Source organism: Limimaricola soesokkakensis, from assembly GCF_900172345.1.
GTDB lineage: Bacteria > Pseudomonadota > Alphaproteobacteria > Rhodobacterales > Rhodobacteraceae > Limimaricola > Limimaricola soesokkakensis.
The window spans coordinates 356,681-375,964 of the sequence record NZ_FWFY01000002.1 but is presented as its reverse complement, the minus strand read 5'-3'; the positions used below and the strand labels follow the sequence as shown (position 1 = coordinate 375,964).

Here is a 19,284-nt window from a genome sequence, read left to right as displayed (position 1 = left end):
AGCCTTCGAAGGCTTTTGCAAAAACTCTTGCAAGAGTTTTGCTACCGCACCACCCGCAGCGTGACATTGATCCGGCCGCCGCCCGGGATCAGCGTCGAGGACCCCGCCCGGACCCGGTCGATGCCGTGATGCACCAGCCGCGCCGCGCCGCTCATCACCGCCACGTCGCCCGAACGCAGCCAGATCGAGGCGGTCGAACCGCCCCGCTCGACCGAGCCCACTCGGAACAGCGCCTCGTCGCCGAGGCTGATCGACACCACCGGATAGGAGAAATCCCCCTCGTCGCGATCCTGATGCATGCCCATCTTCGCCCCTTCGCGGTAAAGATTGACCAGACAGCTGTCGGGATCGACCGCGACCCCGGCGACCGCGCGCCAGACGGCGAGCACGCTGTCGGGGATCGGCGGCCAGGGTGCGCCGGTCTCGGGATGCAGCGGCGCGTATCGATAGCCGCGCCGGTCCGCGACCCAGCCCAGCCGGCCGGCGGAGGTCATCTGCACGCTCATCGGGCCGCGCCGGGTCACCGGGCGCATCACCGGGGCGGCGCGCGCCACCTCGCGCAGCTCCGCCAGCATCGCGGCCTGCGCATCCGCATCGATGAAGCCCGGCAGCACCTTCACGCCGCGCAGCTCGATCTCCTCGCCTCTCATCCGCTCTCCCGCCATTCGGTTCCGGCCATACGGCCATACGGCAAAATGGCGCGTCTCGGCCAATGCTGCCAGTTGCAGCCCGAAAATGCCCTCCCTATATAGCCCAGTGATCCGCGACGGGCCCGTCCCGCCGCAAAATTCCTGTCCGGGGCAGATGCCTCAACGGGTCCGCACCGGAAAACCGCCTAGAGCTAGAGGGTTTTGAACATGGCTAAAGTAATCGGCATCGACCTTGGGACCACCAATTCCTGCGTCGCGATCATGGATGGCTCGCAGCCCCGTGTGATCGAGAACTCGGAAGGCGCCCGCACCACCCCGTCGATCGTCGCCTTCACCGATGACGAGCGTCTCGTCGGCCAGCCCGCCAAGCGGCAGGCCGTCACCAACCCGTCCAACACGATCCACGCGGTCAAGCGCCTGATCGGCCGCCGCATGTCCGACGCCGCGGTCGAGAAGGACCGCAAGCTCGTGCCCTACAAGATCGTCGATGGCGGCAATGGCGACGCCTGGGTCGAGGTGAAGGGCGAGAAGTATTCCCCGTCGCAGATCTCCGCCTTCACCCTGCAGAAGATGAAGGAGACCGCCGAGTCCTATCTCGGCGAGGAGGTGACGCAGGCTGTCATCACCGTTCCCGCCTATTTCAACGACGCCCAGCGTCAGGCCACCAAGGATGCGGGCAAGATCGCCGGCCTCGAAGTGCTGCGCATCATCAACGAGCCCACCGCGGCGGCGCTGGCCTATGGCCTCGACAAGAAGGATTCGAAGACCATCGCCGTCTACGACCTCGGCGGCGGCACCTTCGACGTCACCATCCTCGAGATCGATGACGGCCTGTTCGAGGTGAAGTCGACCAATGGCGACACCTTCCTCGGTGGCGAAGATTTCGACATGCGCATCGTGAACTACCTCGCCGAGGAGTTCAAAAAGGAGCATGGCAGCGACCTCACCCAGGACAAGATGGCGCTGCAGCGCCTGAAGGAAGCGGCCGAAAAGGCGAAGATCGAGCTCTCCTCGAGCCAGCAGACCGAGATCAACCAGCCCTTCATCTCGATGGACGGCAAGACCGGCACGCCGCTGCACCTCGTCATGAAGCTGACCCGCGCCAAGCTGGAAAGCCTCGTGGGCGACCTGATTAAGGCCTCGATGAAGCCCTGCCAGGCGGCGCTGAAGGATGCCGGCATCTCGACCTCCGAGATCGACGAGGTCGTGCTCGTCGGCGGCATGACCCGCATGCCCAAGGTGATCGAGGAAGTGACCAAGTTCTTCGGCAAGGAGCCGCATAAGGGCGTGAACCCCGACGAGGTCGTGGCGCTCGGCGCGGCGATCCAGGCCGGCGTGCTGCAGGGCGACGTCAAGGACGTGGTGCTGCTCGACGTGACGCCGCTGAGCCTTGGCATCGAGACGCTGGGTGGCGTGTTCACCCGTCTGATCGATCGCAACACCACGATCCCGACCAAGAAGAGCCAGATCTTCTCGACCGCCGAGGACAACCAGAACGCGGTGACGATCCGGGTCTTCCAGGGCGAGCGCGAGATGGCCGCCGACAACAAGATGCTCGGCCAGTTCAACCTCGAGAACATCCCGCCCGCGCCGCGCGGCATGCCTCAGATCGAGGTGACCTTCGACATCGACGCCAACGGCATCGTCTCGGTCTCGGCCAAGGATAAGGGCACCGGCAAGGAGCAGAAGATCACCATCCAGGCCTCGGGCGGTCTCACCGACGAGGACATCGAGAAGATGGTGCGCGAGGCCGAGGAGAACGCCGACGCCGACAAGAAGCGGCGCGATCTGGTCGAGGCCAAGAACCAGGCGGAGAGCCTGATCCACTCGACCGAGAAATCGCTCGAGGAGCACTCCGACAAGGTCGACCCCTCGACCGTCGAGGCGATCGAGCTGGCCATCGCGGCGCTCAAGGACGAACTCGAGGGCGACAACCCCGACAAGATCCGCTCCGGCATCCAGAACGTCTCCGAGGCGTCGATGAAGCTGGGCGAGGCGATCTACAAGGCCAGCCAGGCCGAGGCCGGCGAAGAGGAGCCTGCCGAGAGCGACAAGCCGCGTGACAACGATGACGATGGCATCGTCGACGCCGACTTCGAGGATCTGGACGACGACAAGCGGGGCCGCTGAGGCGCCGCGAGAGCTCTAGTCCAAGGAGCCGGCCCGGCGACCGGGCCGGCTCCTTCCGTTTCCGAAAGGTAGGACGATCCTATGGCAAAACGCGACTATTACGAAACGCTCGGGGTCTCCAAGGGCGCGTCCGCCGACGAGATCAAGAAGGCCTATCGCCGCAAGGCGAAGGAGCTGCATCCCGACCGCAACTCCGACAACCCGCAGGCCGAGGAGCAGTTCAAGGCCGCCAACGAGGCCTATGACGTGCTCAAGGACGCCGACAAGAAGGCCGCCTATGACCGCTATGGCCACGCCGCCTTCGAGGGCGGCATGGGCGGGCGTCCGGGCGGCGGCGCTGGCGGCTTCCGTGGGCAGGGCGATTTCGCCTCGGCCTTCTCGGACGTGTTCGACGATCTGTTCGGCGATTTCATGGGCCAGCGCGGCGGTGGCGGCGGCCGGTCCCGCGCCGCGCGCGGCAACGACCTGCGCTACAACCTGCGCATCAATCTTGAGGACGCCTTCGCCGGCATGCAGAAGACCGTGACGGTGCCGACCTCGGTCACCTGCGGCAAGTGCCACGGCTCCGGCGCCTCCGACGGCTCCGAGCCCGCCACCTGCCCGACCTGCTCGGGCATGGGCAAGGTCCGCGCGCAGCAGGGCTTCTTCACGGTCGAGCGCACCTGCCCGACCTGCAACGGCATCGGCCAGATCATCAAGGATCCCTGCCGGGCCTGCCAGGGCGCGGGACGCGTCGAAAAGGAGAAGTCGCTCTCGGTCAACATCCCGGCGGGCGTCGAGACCGGCACCCGGATCCGTCTCGCTGGCGAGGGCGAGGCCGGGCTCAGGGGCGGTCCTTCGGGCGATCTCTACATCTTCATCGACGTGGCCGAGCATCAGCTGTTCAAGCGCGATGGCCATGATCTCTACTGCCGCGTTCCCGTCTCGATGGCGGCGGCGGCGCTGGGTGGCGATATCGAGGTGCCGACCATCGATGGCGGCAAGAGCCGGGTGAAGATCCCCGAGGGCAGCCAGTCGGGCCGGCAGATGCGGCTGCGCGGCAAGGGCATGCCGGCGCTGCGCGGCGGCCAGCGCGGCGACATGTTCATCGAACTCGCGGTCGAGACGCCGGTGAACCTCACCGCGCGGCAGCGTGAATTGCTGCGCGAGTTCGACGAGGCGAGCGAAAAGAATAACCCGCAGAGCTCGAATTTCTTCTCCGCCGTGAAGGGGTTCTGGGACTCGATGAAGGGCTGAGCCCCTTAAGCCCGTCTTAACCATGCCCGCGAGACAGTCGCGGGCATGGCACCCGACCCGACATTCTCCGAGCGCCCCCTGCCCTTCGACGCCGACGAGGTGGCCGAGATCGCGCCGCTGCCCAAGGGTCGCATTCCTTCCTACATGGCCGATCACCGCCGCCGCCTGCGCGAGAGGTTCCTTGCTGGCGGCGCCGAGGCGATGCCCGATTATGAGCTTCTGGAGCTGCTGCTGTTTCTCGCGGTTCCTCGGCAGGACATGAAACCTCTGGCGCGGCGGCTGATCGACGAGTTCGGCGATCTCAACAGGATCCTCGCGGCTCCGATCCCGCGATTGACCGAGATCGAGGGCGTGGGGCCTTCGGTCGTCGGCGCCCTGAAGGTGGTCGAGGCCGTGGCCCACCGCATGGCCCGCGCCCGGGTTATCGCGCGCCCCGTCCTGTCGGGCTGGGAGCCGCTTCTCGACTACTGCCGCACCGTGATGGCGCATCGCGAGACCGAGCAGTTCCGCGTGCTGTTCCTCGACCGGCGCAATGTGCTCGTCGCGGACGAGGCGCAGGCGCGCGGCACGGTGGACCACGTGCCCGTCTATCCGCGAGAGGTGGTCAAGCGGGCGCTCGAGCTGAACGCCTCGGCGCTGATCCTCGTGCACAACCACCCGTCGGGCGATCCGACCCCGTCCGAGGCCGACATTGCCATGACCGCGCAGATCGAGGCAGCCGCCGGGGCCTTGGGCATCACGCTGCACGATCACCTCGTCATCGGTAAATCGCGAGAGACCAGCTTTCGCGCTGAGGGGCTGCTCTAGCGCAGCGGCGCCACCCAGAGCTCGACCCGGCGATTGATGCCGCGCCCGGTCTCGGTGTCGTCGCAGCCCATCGGCAAAGCCTCGCCGAAGGCCGCGACCTCGAGCGCCACGCCTGCGGGCAGCGCACCGCCAAGCAGCGACAGCACCGCCGCGCGCACCGCCTCGGCCCGTTCCAGCGACAGGTCGTGATTGGCCACGGGCCCGCCGAGCCCGTCGCTGAACCCCGCCAGGAGCAGCGACTCGCCGTTGTGACGCCCGTCCCGGATCGCGTGGGCGAGCTGCACCACATGGCTGCGCGATACCGCGTCGAGCGCCGCCGCGCCGGGCTCGAAGCGAAAGGTGGTCGACAGGCGCTGGCGCGGCTCAAGCACCCGCAGCATCCGCTGCAGCTCGCCCAGCCCCACATCCTCGCCCGCCGCGAGCACCGCCCCCGCGAGGCGGCGGCCCTGTGCCTCGATCGGAATCGGCAGCGGCGCCAGCCCGGTCACCCCGGCACGGCGCAGCACCAGCTGCGCCTCGGCGCTGGCGATCCAGTCGAGAAACGCTTCGGCCGCTTCCGGCAGGCGGCGCATCGGGCGATAGAGCACCAGCGGCAGAGTGAGCGGGAAATCCCCGGTCATCACCGTCTCGGCGCTGGCGTTGCTGCGCAGGCCGCAGGGACCGCTGAGCGTCAGCGGCTGCGTCGTACCGAGCCGCCCGAAGGGCAGCATGCCGATGCCTCCGGGATCGGCAGCGACGGCGGCGGCCAGCGTATCGGTATCGGGATGGCGGATCACCTCGGGCGACAAGGCGCGCTCCGAGCGACCCAGCACCAGCGCCTCGAAACCCTGCATCTGGCCGCTGGCCTCCGGCCCCAGATGCAGCCGCACCGGCCCCGGCGTACCGCCCAGCCGCGACCAGTCTGTGATCTCGCCCGCATAGAGCCGCGACAGCTGCGGCAGCGACAGGGCCCGAAGCCTGCGCCCCGGCGCCACCACCGGCACCAGCGCGTCGAGACCGATCAGCTGCAACCGCCCCGGGCTGTCGAGCCGGCCCAGACCGGCATCGCGCGCCAGGGCAAGCTCCTCGGCGTCGAGCAGCCGCTCGGCCATGGCGAGATCGGCCTCGTCGGCGAGCAGGTCGGCAAAGCCGTCCTCGGTCGAGGTAAGTCGGAACGACACCCGCAGCCGCGTCTCGCCCCCCTCGGCCGAAACGAGGGCGTAATGCCGATGCGTGGCATCGGTTTCGACGGTGTCGATCGCTAGTCCCCGCTCGCGCGCATAGCCATCGACCAGCGCCGGCAGCACCAGCTCGCCCAGCCGCGCCGCGCCAGACAGCCGCAGTTCGGGCACCCATGTCTCGGGATCGGGGCAGGCCATGCCCTCGCAGCTCACGCCCGACAAGGGCAGCGTCAGTTCGCCATGCTCGGTCGCCACCCGCAGATAGCGCCCGTCATAGCCCAACAGGCTGCCGGTGAGGCGCAGCGAGCCGCTGCGCGAGGTGAGCTGCACGGTGGTGTCAGGCTCTTGCGCCAGCGTCGGAAGCGGCCAGAACGCCAACGCGGCCCAGAGGGCCGCGCGGCGCAGGATCTGCTGAAACGATGGGGGTGCGGGTCGTTGCGGCGTCATCTCGACGCGACTGTCAGTCCCGGCTCGAGGTTTTGCAAGACGAGAAGCTCGCCTACCGCGTCGCAGCCCGGAAGCGTGACTTCGATATCGGTGCTGGCGATGCTCTCGGCGTCGCCCACGCGGACCAACTCCGCCGCAACCGGGCTACCGCAATTCGTCGCGGTGACCTCGATCTCGACGCTGATCGCGGCGGCGTCGCCCACGGGCGCGCTATAGATCTCGGCCAGACGCGGCGCCGGTGCGGCCGGATCGCCAAGCCCGATCATCGAGGCCCCGCCAGCCGTGCCCGGTGCCATGTCGCGGCTCACATGGCCGGGCTCGCCATACCGCGCGCCGGGCGCCAGCGCGTGGAGCGAGAGCCCGTCGCCATCGCGCCACTGCAGCGCCACGCGGTGCCACTCGGCCATGTCCGGAAGCTCGGTTCGGGCCACCGCCATGGCGCCCCCCGCCTCGGCTATGAAGACCGCGTCGCGCGAGAGCGCCGGGAACAGCACTCCGGCCTCGCCTTGCGCATCGGTCAGCAGCGTCACCGTCAGCCCCTGATGCCGCAGCGTGACGCGGGCCAGCGGCGCGCAGGGCGCGGCGAGCTGCAACTCCGCGATGGCGCCGGGGCGCGGCTGGGCCGAAAGGCGCAGATCGCAGCCCTCCTTCGCGGGCACCGGTCCGAGCCGCGCCAGCCGGGCCGGGCTGCGCGGCGGCTGCGGCAGGTCGAACGCCCCGGAGAGGCGCGGTGCCATCTCGGTGACGGCGGCGGTCAGCACCGGCGCTTCGGGATAGGTTTCGGGAAGGTCGACCGGCGTCGCGGCGGCGCGCGACACGCCGCTTTCCATGAACTGTCCGATCGCGATGGCCGCGCCCGCGCAGGCGGTCGCGGTCAGGAGAAAACGCAAGACGGCCATGACCAGATCCTCTTTCAACTCCACCGATCATGGCACCCCCGCAAGGCCCGGGCGCGTCCGCAACCCGGCACCTTGAGGGAGTCATCCGGGCACAATTGCGGCAAAACCCGCGGCCCGGACGGGAGATAGGAGGATCAGAGCTTGCCGTGGCAGTGCTTGAACTTCTCGCCCGAGCCGCAAGGGCACGGCTCGTTGCGCGAGGGCGCGCCCCAGGTCGCGGGATCGTTCTCGTCGAAGCCCGGCGCCGCTCCGCCAGCCGCGTCGGCGGCAGGTGCCGCCCCGGCGGTGGCCAGCTCGGGCGCCTCGCGGCGCGGCGCGGGGGCGGGCTGTGCCGCCGCACCGGCGGCACCGGTCGCACCGGCGGCAGCACCGGTCGCGGCCGAGGCACCGGCAGCCGCGGCGCCGTTGCCACCGGCAGCCTGCGCCCGCGCCTGCATCGCGCGCTGCAGCATCGCCTGCTGCTCTTCTTTGGAGATCGGCCGGATCTGCGCCAGCTTCTCGGTCACCTCGGTCCTGAGCCCGTCGAGCAGCCCCTCGAACAGTTGGAAGCTCTCGGTCTTGTACTCGTTGAGCGGGTCGCGCTGCGCATAGCCGCGGAAGCCCACCACCGAGCGCAGATGCTCGAGCATCAGCAGGTGTTCGCGCCACTTGCCGTCGATGGTCTGCAGCAGCACCTGCTTCTCGATGCTCTTCATGGTCTCGGGGCCGAAGGTCTCGGCCTTTTCGGCCATCAGCTTGTCCGAGGCTTCTTCGAGCCGCTCGCGGATCTCCGCGTCGTCGACGCCTTCCTCCTCGGCCCATTTCATCACCGGCACGTCGATGCCGAGCACCTGGATCGCCTGGGCGTAGAGCCCCTCGGTGTCCCACTGGTCGGCATAGGCCTTGGGCGGGATATGGGCGGCGACGAGATCCTCGATCACCTGATGGCGCATGTCGGCGACGATCTCCGACAGGTCCTTGGCCTCCATGATCTCGCGGCGCTGGGAGAAGATCACCTTGCGCTGCTCGTTCATCACGTCGTCGTATTTGAGGAGCTGCTTGCGGATGTCGAAGTTGCGGCCCTCGACCTTGGCCTGCGCGCGCTCGAGCGACTTGTTCACCCAAGGGTGCACGATCGCCTCGCCTTCCTTCATGCCCAGACCCGACAGCACCTTCTCGAGCCGCTCCGAGCCGAAGATCCGCATCAGATCGTCTTCAAGCGACAGGAAGAAGGAGGACCGGCCCGGATCGCCCTGCCGGCCCGAGCGGCCGCGCAGCTGGTTGTCGATGCGCCGGCTCTCGTGGCGCTCGGTGGCCAGAACGAACAGGCCGCCGGCTTCCAGCACCGCCTTCTTCTCGTCGGCATGCTCGGCCTCGATCCGGGCGCGGATCTCGTCGGGATGCGCCTCCGGGTCGGCGGCCAGCGCCTCGAGCACCTTCAACTCGACATTGCCGCCAAGCTGGATGTCGGTGCCGCGGCCGGCCATGTTGGTGGCGATGGTCACCGCGCCGAGCTTGCCGGCATCGGCGATGATCTGCGCTTCCTGCTCGTGCTGGCGGGCGTTGAGCACGTTGTGCTTGATGCCCTCCTTTTCGAGCAGCTGGCTCAGGAACTCGGATTTCTCGATCGAGGTCGTGCCGACGAGGATCGGCTGGCGCTTCTCATGCGCCTCCTTGATCGCCTTGACCACGCCATCGAACTTCTCGCGGGCGGTGCGATAGACCTGGTCGTGCTCGTCGATCCGCTGGATCGGGCGGTTGGTCGGCACCTCGACCACGCCGAGGCGGTAGATCTCGTAGAACTCGTCGGCCTCGGTCAGCGCGGTGCCGGTCATGCCCGCGAGCTTGTCGTAGAGCCGGAAGTAGTTCTGGAAGGTCACCGAGGCCAGCGTCACGTTCTCGGGCTGGATGTCGAGATTTTCCTTGGCCTCGATCGCCTGATGCAGACCGTCCGAAAGCCGGCGGCCATGCATCATCCGGCCGGTGAACTCGTCGATCAGCACGGCTTGGCCGTCGCGAATGATGTAGTCCTTGTCGCGCTGGAACAGCTTATGCGCGCGAAGGCCCTGGTTGACGTGGTGCACGATGGTCGTGCTCTCGGGGTCGTAGAGCGTCTGGCCCTCGGGCAGGATGCCGAGCGCCTGCAGCCGCGTCTCGAGAAACTCGTTGCCCTCGTCGGTATAGGTGACCGAGCGGGTCTTTTCGTCGAGCGTGTAATGCTCGTCGGTGAGGTCCGGGATCACCCGGTCAATGCTCCGGTAGAGCTCCGAACGGTCCTGGCTCGGACCCGAGATGATCAGCGGCGTGCGCGCCTCGTCGATGAGGATCGAGTCCGTCTCGTCGACGATCGCATAGTTGTGGCCGCGCTGGTTCATCTGGGACAGCTCGGACTTCATGTTGTCGCGCAGGTAGTCGAAGCCCAGCTCGTTGTTGGTGGCATAGGTGACGTCGGCGGCATACGCCCCCTTCTTCTCGGCCTCGGGCTGCTGCGGATAGACCACGCCGGTGGTCAGCCCCAGCGCGCCATAGACCTTGCCCATCCATTCCGCGTCGCGCTTGGCGAGGTAGTCGTTCACGGTGACGACGTGCACGCCCTTGCCCGACAGCGCGTTGAGATAGGCCGGGAAGGTCGCGACCAGGGTCTTGCCCTCGCCGGTCTTCATCTCGGCGATGTTGCCCTGATGCAGGAAGATCCCGCCCATCAACTGCGTGTCGAAGGCGCGCAGGCCAAGCGCGCGGCGTGCCGCCTCGCGGCAGTTGGCGAAGGCCTCCGGCAGCAGGTGGTCGAGGCTTTCGCCCTTCTCGATCCGCTCCTTGAACTCGACGGTCTTGGCCTTGAGGCCATCGTCATCCAGCGCCTGGAACTCGGGTTCGAGCGCGTTGATCTTTTCGATCAGCGGTCGCGTGGACTTGATCTTGCGGTCGTTCGGCGTGCCGAAGACCTTCTTGGCCAGCGATCCGATACCCAGCATTGGCGATTGTCTCCTGCCGTCGTCCTGTGATCTGCAAGGAGGTCGCTTGTCGCCCCCGCATGTGGGGCATAGATAGGGCGCAAGTGCCGCCCTTTGCCAGCCCATCCGGCGATGTAAGGGGCGGGGGACCGAGTGTCAACGTCGCGCCCGGGACGCGTCCCCGCGCGGCTAGGGAAGGAAACCACATGATCCGCACGCTGCCCGCCGCCGCCCTGATGGCCGGCTTCGCCACGATGGCCTCCGCGCAACAGGCCTCGGACGTCGTCGCCACGGTGAACGGCACCGAGATCACGCTGGGCGAAATGATCATCACTCGCAGCCAGTTGCCGCAGCAATACCAGCAGCTGCCGCCCGAGACCCTGTTTCAGGGCATTCTCGACCAGCTGATCCAGCAGCAGGTGCTGGCCGACACGCTGGAGAACACCCCGGCCCGGGTCGAGCTGGCCCTGCAGAACCAGCGCCGCTCGCTGCTCGCGGGCGAGGCGATCAACGCGATGATGCAGGAAGAGGTCTCCGACGAGGCGCTGCAGGAGGCTTATGACGAGGCCTTCGCCGACGCCGAACCGGTGCAGGAATACAACGCCAGCCACATCCTCGTGGAGACCGAGGAAGAGGCGCAGGCGGTGCTCGAGCGGCTCGAGGCGGGCGAGGATTTCGCCGAGGTCGCCAAGGAGGTCTCGACCGATCCGGGCTCGGGCGCACAGGGCGGCAGCCTCGGCTGGTTCGCCGAGGGCATGATGGTCGAGCCGTTCCAAGCCGCCGTGGCGGAGCTGGAAAAGGGCGGAATGACCGAAACCCCGGTCGAGACCCAGTTCGGCTTCCACGTGATCCGGCTCGACGACACCCGCACCCAGGAGCCGCCCTCGCTCGACGAGGTGCGCGAGGATCTTGCCAGTCAGATTCAGCAGGGCAAGATCGAGGAGCGCCTGACCGAGCTCGAGGGCGAAGCCGAGATCACCCGCCCCGAGGAGGGCGCGTTCGATCCGGCGCTGCTCACCGATCTCGACCTGCTCGAAGAAGGCAACTGATCATGGCCGGTCCGGTCTCGCCTCTGGCGCCCGCCGCCTTTCCCGCCCTGCCCGAGATCGCGGGCGTGCGTTTCGCCTCGGTCGCGGCCGGGGTGCGATACGCGAACCGGACCGACGTGATGCTCGCGGAGCTCGCCGAAGGGTCGGCGGTGGTGGGGGTGTTCACGCGCTCCTCCACCCGCTCGGCCCCGGTCCGCGATTGCGAGGCGAAGATCGGCGCGCAGACATCCCGCGCCGCCTTCCTCGTCAATTCCGGCAATTCCAACGCCTTCACCGGCCAAGCGGGCGAACGCTCGGTGGCCGAGATCTGCGCCGCCGTGGCGCAGGCCACCGGCATCGACGCGGCGCGCGTCTTCACCTCATCGACCGGGGTGATCGGCGAGCCGCTTCCGCATGAGCGGATCGTGGCGAAGCTGGGCGAGCTGAACGCCGCGCTGGAGCCGTTGGGCATCGAGGGCGCGGCGCGCGCCATCATGACCACCGACACCTTTCCCAAGGGCGCGACCGAGACGGTCGAGATCGACGGGAAGAGCGTGAAGATCGCCGGCATCGCCAAGGGGTCGGGCATGATCGCGCCCGACATGGCGACGATGCTGGTCTACATCTTCACCGACGCGAAGCACGACCAGCCCGCATTGCAGGCGCTTCTGCGCGAGATCACCGACCGGACCTTCAACTGCATCACCGTCGACAGCGACACCTCGACCTCGGACACGCTCTTGATGGCCGCGACCGGGGCCTCCGGCGTCGATGCGACCGGCAACGCCGATTTCGCGGCCGGGCTGGAGCGGGTGATGCTCGACCTCGCGCATCAGGTGGTGCGCGATGGCGAGGGTGCGACCAAGTTCGTCGAGATCCGCGTCTCCGGCGCGGCTTCCGACGCCGATGCCCGCAAGGTCGCCATGGCCACCGCCAACTCGCCGCTGGTCAAGACCGCAATCGCCGGTGAGGACCCGAACTGGGGCCGCGTCGTCATGGCGGTGGGCAAGTCCGGCGCCGAGGCCGATCGCGACCGGCTTTCGATCCGCTTCGGCGAGATCCTCGTGGCCGAGAATGGCTGGGTCAGCCGCTCCTACAGCGAGGAAAAGGCCGCCGCCTACATGAAGGGGCAGGAGATCGTGATCGACATCAATCTTGGTCTCGGCACGGGCAAAGCCGTGGCCTGGACCTGCGATCTGACGCATCGCTACATCGACATCAACGCCGACTATCGGTCATGAAGATCGTTCTCGTTGCCGCCGTCGCCCTGATCGACGCCGATGGCCGGGTGCTGCTCGCGCAGCGCCCGGAAGGCAAGTCGATGGCAGGTCTGTGGGAATTTCCCGGGGGCAAGGTCGAGGCGGACGAAACGCCCGAGGCGGCGCTGATCCGCGAGTTGCACGAGGAGCTTGGCATCGACACGCAGGAGAGTTGCCTCGCGCCGCTCACCTTCGCCAGCCATGCCTATGAGAGCTTTCACCTGCTGATGCCGCTCTATGCCTGCCGCCGCTGGCAGGGCACGGCGCATGGGCGGGAGAATCAAGCGCTCGAATGGGTGCGACCGAACCGGCTGCGGGAATACCCGATGCCGCCGGCGGATCTGCCGCTCATTCCCGTTTTGCGCGACTGGCTCTGACGCAGCTCTCGTAACCCTGCGTCGAAACCGGCCAATTGGTTCCATATCCTATCAAAAAGACGTCAGAGTGGTGTATTCTTCACACACCCGCGCATAATATGCGGGGCGTGAACCATCTCTGGAGTCCATTATGCTGCAAACCATCCTGATCGGAAGCTGCATCTCGGTGCAGGGTCTTCTCGTCAAGCAACTCGAGAACGGGCGCATGCGCATTCGCGTGGGCGAGCGTTTCTACGAAGGCCGCCCGGCAAACGTCGCGAAGGCTGCCTGATCCCTTTCGCGTTGCCCGCGTTTCACGAGTGTTCCGCACGCGAAGGGGACGGCTCCGGGCCGTCCCTTTTCTTTTGCCCTCAACGATGCGGCAGGCCGAGATTGCCCCGCTTTACCGCCTCCGACAGGCCGTGCAGATAGGCCGCGACCTCGCCGCGGCTACGCAAGCGGTGACGGTCCTTGCCCTCGGGGATCTGGCCGTAGAACCAGTTCAGCCGCGAGCGCATCGAATTCCGGGTGCGCCAGACCCATCGGTAGAATTCCCGGTCGAACCGCTCCGGGCAGCCCTGCGGCATGTCCGGCCGGGTTCGGCCATAGCGGCGCAGCGTTCTCCACAGCAGCCGCGGCAGCCTGCGCCGTAATGGCAGATCGAGCCAAATCACCGTATCGGCTCGGGCCAGCCTTTCGCCCCAGGTCGAGGAATGTCCGCCCTCGAAGATCCATTCGGGCCGCGCGTGGACCTCCGCGCAGAGCCGATCCTTCTCGGGGCGCGACCGTTGGATCCAGCCGGGGGCCCAGTGGATATGGTCGATATGGATCACCGGCAGATGCGTGATCTCTCCCATCCGCCGCGCCAGCCACGACTTGCCCGATCCGGGCTGTCCGATGATCATCACCCGCTTCATGGCCCATGGATCGCGGCCCGCCCATATGGCGTCAAGCGGCGAACACGTCGCATGACGGAAAAGGGGCGGCCCGAAGACCGCCCCTTTCCAATTCTCCATCGCGCGGGGTGGTCAGAGCGACCGCTCGACCGATTCCCGCTCGAAGATCTCGATGACGTCGCCGGGGCGGATGTCCTCGTAGTTCTCGAAGGCCATGCCGCATTCCTGACCCGACTGGACCTCTGCGACTTCGTCCTTGAAGCGCTTGAGCGTCTTCAGCGTGCCCTCGTGGATCACCACGTTGTCGCGCAGCAGGCGGACACCGGCGGAGCGGCGTGCCACGCCCTCGGTGACGAGGCAGCCCGCGACCTTGCCCACGTTGGAGACCTTGAAGACCTCCTTGATGTTGGCATAGCCGATGAACTTCTCGCGGATCTCGTTCGACAGAAGGCCCGAGGCCGCCTGCTTCACGTCGTCCACGAGGTCGTAGATCACGCTGTAGTAGCGGATTTCGACGCCCTTCTGGTTCGCGGCCTGACGCGCGGGCGCGTTGGCCCGGACGTTGAAGCCGAAGACCGGCGCACCCGAAGCCTCGGCGAGGCCGATGTCGCTCTCGGTGATCGCGCCAACGCCCGAATGCAACACCCGGACCCGGACCTCGTCGTTGCCGATCTTCTCCATCGCCTGGACGATGGCTTCGGCCGAACCCTGCACGTCGGACTTCACCACGATCGGCAGCTCGGAGACGTTCTTGTCTTCCTTGGCCTTGGCCATGAGCTGCTCGAGGGTCGTCGCGGCACCGGCGGCGGCGCGCTTCTCCTTGGCGGCATTGGCGCGGTATTCCGCGATCTCGCGGGCCTGCGCCTCGGTCTCGACGACGTTCAGCACGTCGCCCGCCTCGGGCGTGCCGTTTAGACCCAGCACTTCGACGGGGACCGAGGGACCGGCCTCCTCGACGCGCTCGCCCTTGTCGTCCACGAGCGCGCGGACCTTGCCCCACTGCTCGCCCACGACGAAGATGTCGCCGCGCTTGAGCGTGCCGTTTTGCACGAGGACGGTCGCGACCGGGCCGCGGCCCACGTCGAGCTGCGCCTCGATCACGGCGCCCTGCGCCGGACGGTTCGGGTTGGCCTTGAGCTCGAGGATCTCGGACTGCAGCGCGATCGCCTCGAGCAGCTGGTCCAGACCCTTGCCGGTGATCGCCGAGACCTCGACGTCCTGCACGTCGCCGGACATCTTCTCGACGATGACCTCGTGCTGGAGCAGGTCGGTGCGGACCTTGTCGGGGTTGGCGTCGTACTTGTCGACCTTGTTGATCGCCACGATCATCGGCACCTTGGCGGCCTTGGCGTGGTTCAGCGCCTCGATCGTCTGCGGCATCACCGCGTCATCGGCCGCGACCACCAGCACCACGATGTCCGTCACCTGCGCGCCACGGGCCCGCATCGAGGTGAAGGCCGCGTGGCCGGGCGTGTCGAGGAAGGTCAGACGCGTGCCGCTCTCGGTATCCACCTGATAGGCGCCGATATGCTGGGTGATGCCGCCGGCTTCGCCCGAGACGACCTTGGTCTTGCGGATCGCGTCGAGCAGCGAGGTCTTGCCGTGATCGACGTGACCCATGACCGTGATGATCGGCGCGCGATCCTGCAGGTCCTCGGGCTTGTCCTTGACCTGCTCGATCACCTGCTCGACGTCGGCATCCGAGACGCGGACGACGCGGTGGCCGAAATCCTCGATGATCAGCTCGGCGGTGTCGGCATCGATCGACTGGTTCTGCGTCGCCATGATGCCGTTGTTCATCAGCGACTTGACCACGTCGGCCACGCGCTCCGCCATGCGGTTGGCGAGCTCGCCCACGGTGATGACCTCGGGCAGCTGCACGTCGCGCACCACCTTCTCGCGCTCGACATGACCGCCCATCGCCTTCTGGCGCGCGCGCTCCTGCTTGCGCTTCATCTGCGCCATGGAGCGCTGGCGGCCACCTTCGCCGGACAGCGCCTGGTTCAGCGTCAGCTTGCCCGAGCGGCGGTTGTCGGCGCCACCCTTGGTCGCGGGCTTGGCCTTCTTGTCGGCGCGGGCGTCGCGGTCGCGGTCGCCGGCCTTGCGGGGGGCCGAGCCGGGACGCGGGCCGCCGGCCGGCATCTCGCCGGGGGTCGCGGCGGCGGGCTGCTGCGGCGCCGGCTGGGCAGCGCGGCGCGCGGCCTCTTCGGCCTCGCGCTTCTTGCGCTCCTCTTCCTCGGCCTTGGCCTTCAGCGCTTCCTCGCGCTCGCGATCCTCGCGTTCCTTGGCCTCGATCTCGGCGCGGCGGCGCTCGCGCTCCTCGGCGCGGGCGGCCTCCTCGGCGGCGCGCTTCTCGGCCTCCTCGGCCTCACGGGCCCGGGCCAGCGCCAGAGCGCGCATCCGGCGCTCGAGTTCGGCCTCGCTGATTCCGGCCGGGCGCTTGGACGGGTCGCCCCGCACCGCGCCGGTCGCAGCCGTGCCCTGCGCCGCGCCGCCCGGCTTGGGCACCACGACGCGCTTGCGTTTGGTCTCGACCACGACGTTCTTGGTCCGGCCATGACTGAAGCTCTGCTTGACGTTCCCCGGACGGGATCCGCGCAGACCAAGAGGTTTCTTGCCGTCGGTATCGCTCATCAGATTTACATATCCTTCCCGGAGGCCGTATCGCCGCCGTTGCTCTCTCGTAGACCGCGCAGTTTCGCGGCCTCCTCTACAACACGGTCGCTGAGTCCGCCAGCGGCGAGCGCGCCGTGTATCACACTTTGCCGGCCGAAAGCCAAACCCAATTCTTCCGAGGTCAGGCAGCCGTAATATCTTGCCCCCGTGGGGGTCCAGAGCTTGGACTTGCCGCGCACCGACCCGTCGGAGGCCTGAAGCAGCACGCGGACGTGATCGCCAGCAAGCGCCGCCTTCACCTTTTCGAAGCCGGCGATCGCCAGCCCCGCCTTGCGGGCCAGAGCGATCAGATCGACCACCCGGCGCGCCTGCTGACGCTCCACCTCGGCCGCCAGCCCGTCCGGCACCGTCACCGGCGCCTTGGCGGCGCGGGCGAATTGCCCGCGCTTCGCCGTTTCTATCACGGCCTTCTCGGCCGTCACGTAAATGCCCCGTCCCGGCAGCTTGCCGAGAATGTCGGGCACCACCTGGCCGTCGGGGCCGATCACGAAGCGGATCAGGCCGGATTTCGGCTGCACGTCACCGGTGACGATGCATTTCCGTTCCGGCCCGTCGGCCCGCTCCGCCTTCATTCCACCGCGACCCATGCGTGTCTCAGACCTCTTCCTCGTCGTTCTCGGCCGCCGCGGCGGCCTCTTCGGCGGCGAGCTCGTCGGGATCGACCCAGCCCAGCGCCACGCGCGCGGTCATCACCAGCTCCTGCGCCTCTTCGAGGCTCACGTCGAAGGGCTCCAGCACGCCGTCATCCTTCACGCGCTCGCCGTTCTGGGTGGTCCAGCCGCCGGCCAGTTCCCAATCCGCGCAGGTCGCAAAATCCTCGAGCGTCTTGACGCCGTCCTTGGCGAGCGCCTCGACCATCTGCGGGCTCAGCCCCGGGAAGCCGATCAGGCTGTCCTCGACCCCCAGCTCGCGGGCCCGCTCCAGCGCGGCCTTGTTCTGGGCGTCGATATAGTCGCGGGCACGCGCCTGGAGCTCGGCCGCGGTGTCGCTGTCGACACCGTCGATCACCAGAAGCTCGTCCTGATCGACATATGCGACCTCGTCGAGATTTGTGAACCCCTCGGAGACGAGAAGTTGCGCAAAGAACTCGTCGAGATCGAGCGTGTCCATGAACAGCTTGGTGCGGGTCTCGAACTCGGCCTGACGGCGCTTCGATTCCTGCTCCTCGGTCATGATGTCGATGTCGAGCCCGGTGAGCTGCGACGCCAGACGCACGTTCTGGCCACGACGGCCGATGGCGAGCGACAGCTGCTCCTCGGGCACCACCACCTCGATCCGCTCGGCCTCTTCGTCGAACACGACCTTGGAGACCTCGGCGGGCTGCAGCGCGTTGACGAGGAAGGTCGGCATGTCCTCGTTCCACGGGATGATGTCGATCTTCTCGCCCTGCAGTTCGCCGACCACGGCCTGAACGCGGCTGCCGCGCATGCCGACGCAGGCGCCGACCGGGTCGATCGAGTTGTCATAGGAGATCACGGCGATCTTCGCGCGCGAGCCGGGGTCGCGGGCCACGGCCTTGATCTCGATGATGCCCTCGTAGATCTCGGGCACTTCCATCTTGAACAGCTCGGCCATGAACTCGGGCGCGGTGCGCGACAGGAAGATCTGCGGGCCACGCACCTCGCGGCGCACGTCCTTGACGTAGCAGCGGATCCGGTCGCCGGGGCGATAGGCCTCGCGGCCGATCTTCTCGTTGCGGCGCAGCACGGCTTCGCCCGCGCCGGGAAGCTCGACGACGATGTTGCCGTATTCCTCGCGCTTGACGGTGGCGTTGATGATCGTGCCGGCGCGGTCCTTGAACTCCTCGTATTGCCGGTCGCGCTCGGCTTCGCGGACCTTCTGCAGGATCACCTGCTTGGCCGATTGCGCGGCGATACGGCCCAGCTCGACCGGCGGCACCTCCTCGGCATAGACGTCGCCGACCTTGGGGTCGTCGAGATACTGCTTCGCCTGCTCGACCGTCATCTCGGCCTGGTAGTTCTCCAACTCGTCATCGGCGACGACGGTGCGCACGCGAGTGAAGCGGGCGCGACCAGTCTTGCGGTCGATGTTGACCCGGATGTCCATCTCGGCGCCGTAGCGCGACTTGGCGGCCCGGGCGAGGCTCTCTTCCATCGCCTCGACCACGAGCGCGGGGTCGATCATCTTCTCGCGCGCCACCGCCTCGGCGGTCTGCAGCAATTCCAGCTGGTTTGCGGACGTGATGGCCATCAGTCGTTCTCCTCATCACCATCAATGATGGTTTCAACATCGTCGAATTGGGTCTCGTCGATCTGCCCCGCATCCTTGCGGTTGCGCAGCACCTCACGAATGAGCTCGTCGGTCAGCACCAGCTTGGCATCCGACAGCCATTCGAATTTCAGCCCGATCGTGCCTTCCTCGATCTCGATCAGCACCTCGTCGCCCGCGGTGCCCGCCAGCTCGCCCTTGAAACGGCGGCGGCCGTCGATCAGCTCGTCGGTCTCGATCTTGGCCTCGTAGCCCTTCCACTGCTCGAAATCCTTGAGCCGGGTCAGCGGCCGGTCGATGCCGGGCGAGGAGACCTCGAGCGTATAGGCGTCGAGGATCGGGTCCTCGACATCGAGCACCGCGGAGACGGCGGTGGAGATCTGGCCGCAATCATCGACCTCGATCGTGCCGTCGGGCTTCTGCGCCATGATCTGCAGCGTCGTGGACTTGCCCGACATCAGCCGCACACGCACCAGCTCGAAGCCCATGTCATTGATGACGGGCTCGATGATCTCCTGGACGCGGCGGTCGATCGCGGCCTTGGCGATGAGGTCGGACATGGGGTCCTCCAAGCACAAAAA

General features: G+C 67.5%; 16 protein-coding genes. 7 read left to right on the top strand and 9 right to left on the bottom strand.

Annotation, left to right across the window (positions count from 1 at the left end; genetic code table 11):
* Window positions 1-41: 41 nt before the first annotated feature.
* Window positions 42-650: an alpha-ketoglutarate-dependent dioxygenase AlkB family protein gene (locus tag LOS8367_RS04550; RefSeq protein ID WP_085895278.1), complete on the bottom strand. Its 609-nt coding sequence runs from the start codon at window positions 648-650 to the stop codon at window positions 42-44.
* Window positions 651-857: 207 nt separating this feature from the next.
* Between LOS8367_RS04550 and dnaK the strand changes: the two genes are divergently transcribed.
* The 3 genes from dnaK (at window position 858) to radC (ending at window position 4,823) form a co-directional block, all read left to right on the top strand.
* Window positions 858-2,780: a molecular chaperone DnaK gene (gene dnaK / locus LOS8367_RS04545; RefSeq protein WP_085895276.1), complete on the top strand. Its 1,923-nt coding sequence runs from the start codon at window positions 858-860 to the stop codon at window positions 2,778-2,780.
* An 81-nt stretch (window positions 2,781-2,861) separates the two neighbouring features.
* Window positions 2,862-4,016: a molecular chaperone DnaJ gene (gene dnaJ, locus LOS8367_RS04540; protein ID WP_085895274.1), complete on the top strand. Its 1,155-nt coding sequence runs from the start codon at window positions 2,862-2,864 to the stop codon at window positions 4,014-4,016.
* Between the two features lie 45 nt (window positions 4,017-4,061).
* A complete protein-coding gene (radC, locus tag LOS8367_RS04535) occupies window positions 4,062-4,823 on the top strand; it encodes a RadC family protein (RefSeq protein WP_085895272.1) in 762 nt (253 codons plus the stop codon).
* Here the strand turns inward: radC and LOS8367_RS04530 are convergent.
* From LOS8367_RS04530 to secA, 3 genes are all read right to left on the bottom strand, one after another.
* On the bottom strand, window positions 4,820-6,430 hold the full coding sequence (locus tag LOS8367_RS04530) for a phosphate ABC transporter substrate-binding/OmpA family protein (RefSeq protein WP_106534970.1): 1,611 nt from the start codon (window positions 6,428-6,430) through the stop codon (window positions 4,820-4,822). The two genes, radC and LOS8367_RS04530, sit on opposite strands and share 4 nt — an antisense overlap.
* Window positions 6,427-7,329 (bottom strand): hypothetical protein, encoded by a 903-nt coding sequence (locus LOS8367_RS04525; RefSeq protein WP_085895269.1) that lies wholly within the window; start codon window positions 7,327-7,329, stop codon window positions 6,427-6,429. Before LOS8367_RS04525 ends, LOS8367_RS04530 begins: the two co-directional genes overlap by 4 nt.
* Window positions 7,330-7,463: 134 nt before the next feature.
* Window positions 7,464-10,280, bottom strand: a complete 2,817-nt coding sequence (gene secA / locus LOS8367_RS04520) for a preprotein translocase subunit SecA (protein ID WP_085895267.1) — start codon at window positions 10,278-10,280, stop codon at window positions 7,464-7,466.
* 185 nt (window positions 10,281-10,465) lie between these two features.
* On the opposite strand from secA, the gene LOS8367_RS04515 reads away from it, so the two are divergent.
* The 4 genes from LOS8367_RS04515 (at window position 10,466) to LOS8367_RS18985 (ending at window position 13,194) form a co-directional block, all read left to right on the top strand.
* Complete coding sequence (locus tag LOS8367_RS04515; protein WP_085895265.1) at window positions 10,466-11,308, top strand: peptidylprolyl isomerase; 843 nt, start codon at window positions 10,466-10,468, stop codon at window positions 11,306-11,308.
* 2 nt (window positions 11,309-11,310) lie between these two features.
* Entirely contained in the window at window positions 11,311-12,528 is a 1,218-nt protein-coding gene (argJ, locus tag LOS8367_RS04510) for a bifunctional glutamate N-acetyltransferase/amino-acid acetyltransferase ArgJ (RefSeq protein ID WP_085895264.1), read from the top strand.
* Complete coding sequence (locus LOS8367_RS04505) at window positions 12,525-12,923, top strand: (deoxy)nucleoside triphosphate pyrophosphohydrolase (RefSeq protein ID WP_085895263.1); 399 nt, start codon at window positions 12,525-12,527, stop codon at window positions 12,921-12,923. The genes argJ and LOS8367_RS04505 overlap by 4 nt, the downstream gene beginning before the upstream one ends.
* A gap of 130 nt (window positions 12,924-13,053) precedes the next feature.
* Complete coding sequence (locus tag LOS8367_RS18985) at window positions 13,054-13,194, top strand: hypothetical protein (RefSeq protein ID WP_165761381.1); 141 nt, start codon at window positions 13,054-13,056, stop codon at window positions 13,192-13,194.
* 79 nt (window positions 13,195-13,273) lie between these two features.
* Here LOS8367_RS18985 and LOS8367_RS04500 read toward each other — a convergent pair whose 3' ends face one another.
* The 5 genes from LOS8367_RS04500 to rimP all read right to left on the bottom strand — a co-directional run bounded on the left by LOS8367_RS04500 (window position 13,274) and on the right by rimP (window position 19,263).
* A complete protein-coding gene (locus LOS8367_RS04500) occupies window positions 13,274-13,819 on the bottom strand; it encodes a P-loop NTPase family protein (protein ID WP_085895262.1) in 546 nt (181 codons plus the stop codon).
* A 111-nt stretch (window positions 13,820-13,930) separates the two neighbouring features.
* Window positions 13,931-16,432 carry a translation initiation factor IF-2 gene (gene infB / locus LOS8367_RS04495; protein WP_085895261.1) on the bottom strand — a complete coding sequence of 834 codons (2,502 nt, stop codon included), beginning with the start codon at window positions 16,430-16,432 and terminating at the stop codon, window positions 13,931-13,933.
* 5 nt (window positions 16,433-16,437) lie between these two features.
* Window positions 16,438-17,061, bottom strand: coding sequence for an RNA-binding protein (locus tag LOS8367_RS04490; protein WP_085895259.1), 624 nt, complete (start codon window positions 17,059-17,061; stop codon window positions 16,438-16,440).
* Between the two features lie 7 nt (window positions 17,062-17,068).
* Window positions 17,069-18,685, bottom strand: a complete 1,617-nt coding sequence (gene nusA / locus LOS8367_RS04485) for a transcription termination factor NusA (RefSeq protein ID WP_085895258.1) — start codon at window positions 18,683-18,685, stop codon at window positions 17,069-17,071.
* Window positions 18,685-19,263: a ribosome maturation factor RimP gene (gene rimP / locus LOS8367_RS04480; protein ID WP_085895256.1), complete on the bottom strand. Its 579-nt coding sequence runs from the start codon at window positions 19,261-19,263 to the stop codon at window positions 18,685-18,687. Before rimP ends, nusA begins: the two co-directional genes overlap by 1 nt.
* Window positions 19,264-19,284 lie beyond the last annotated feature (21 nt).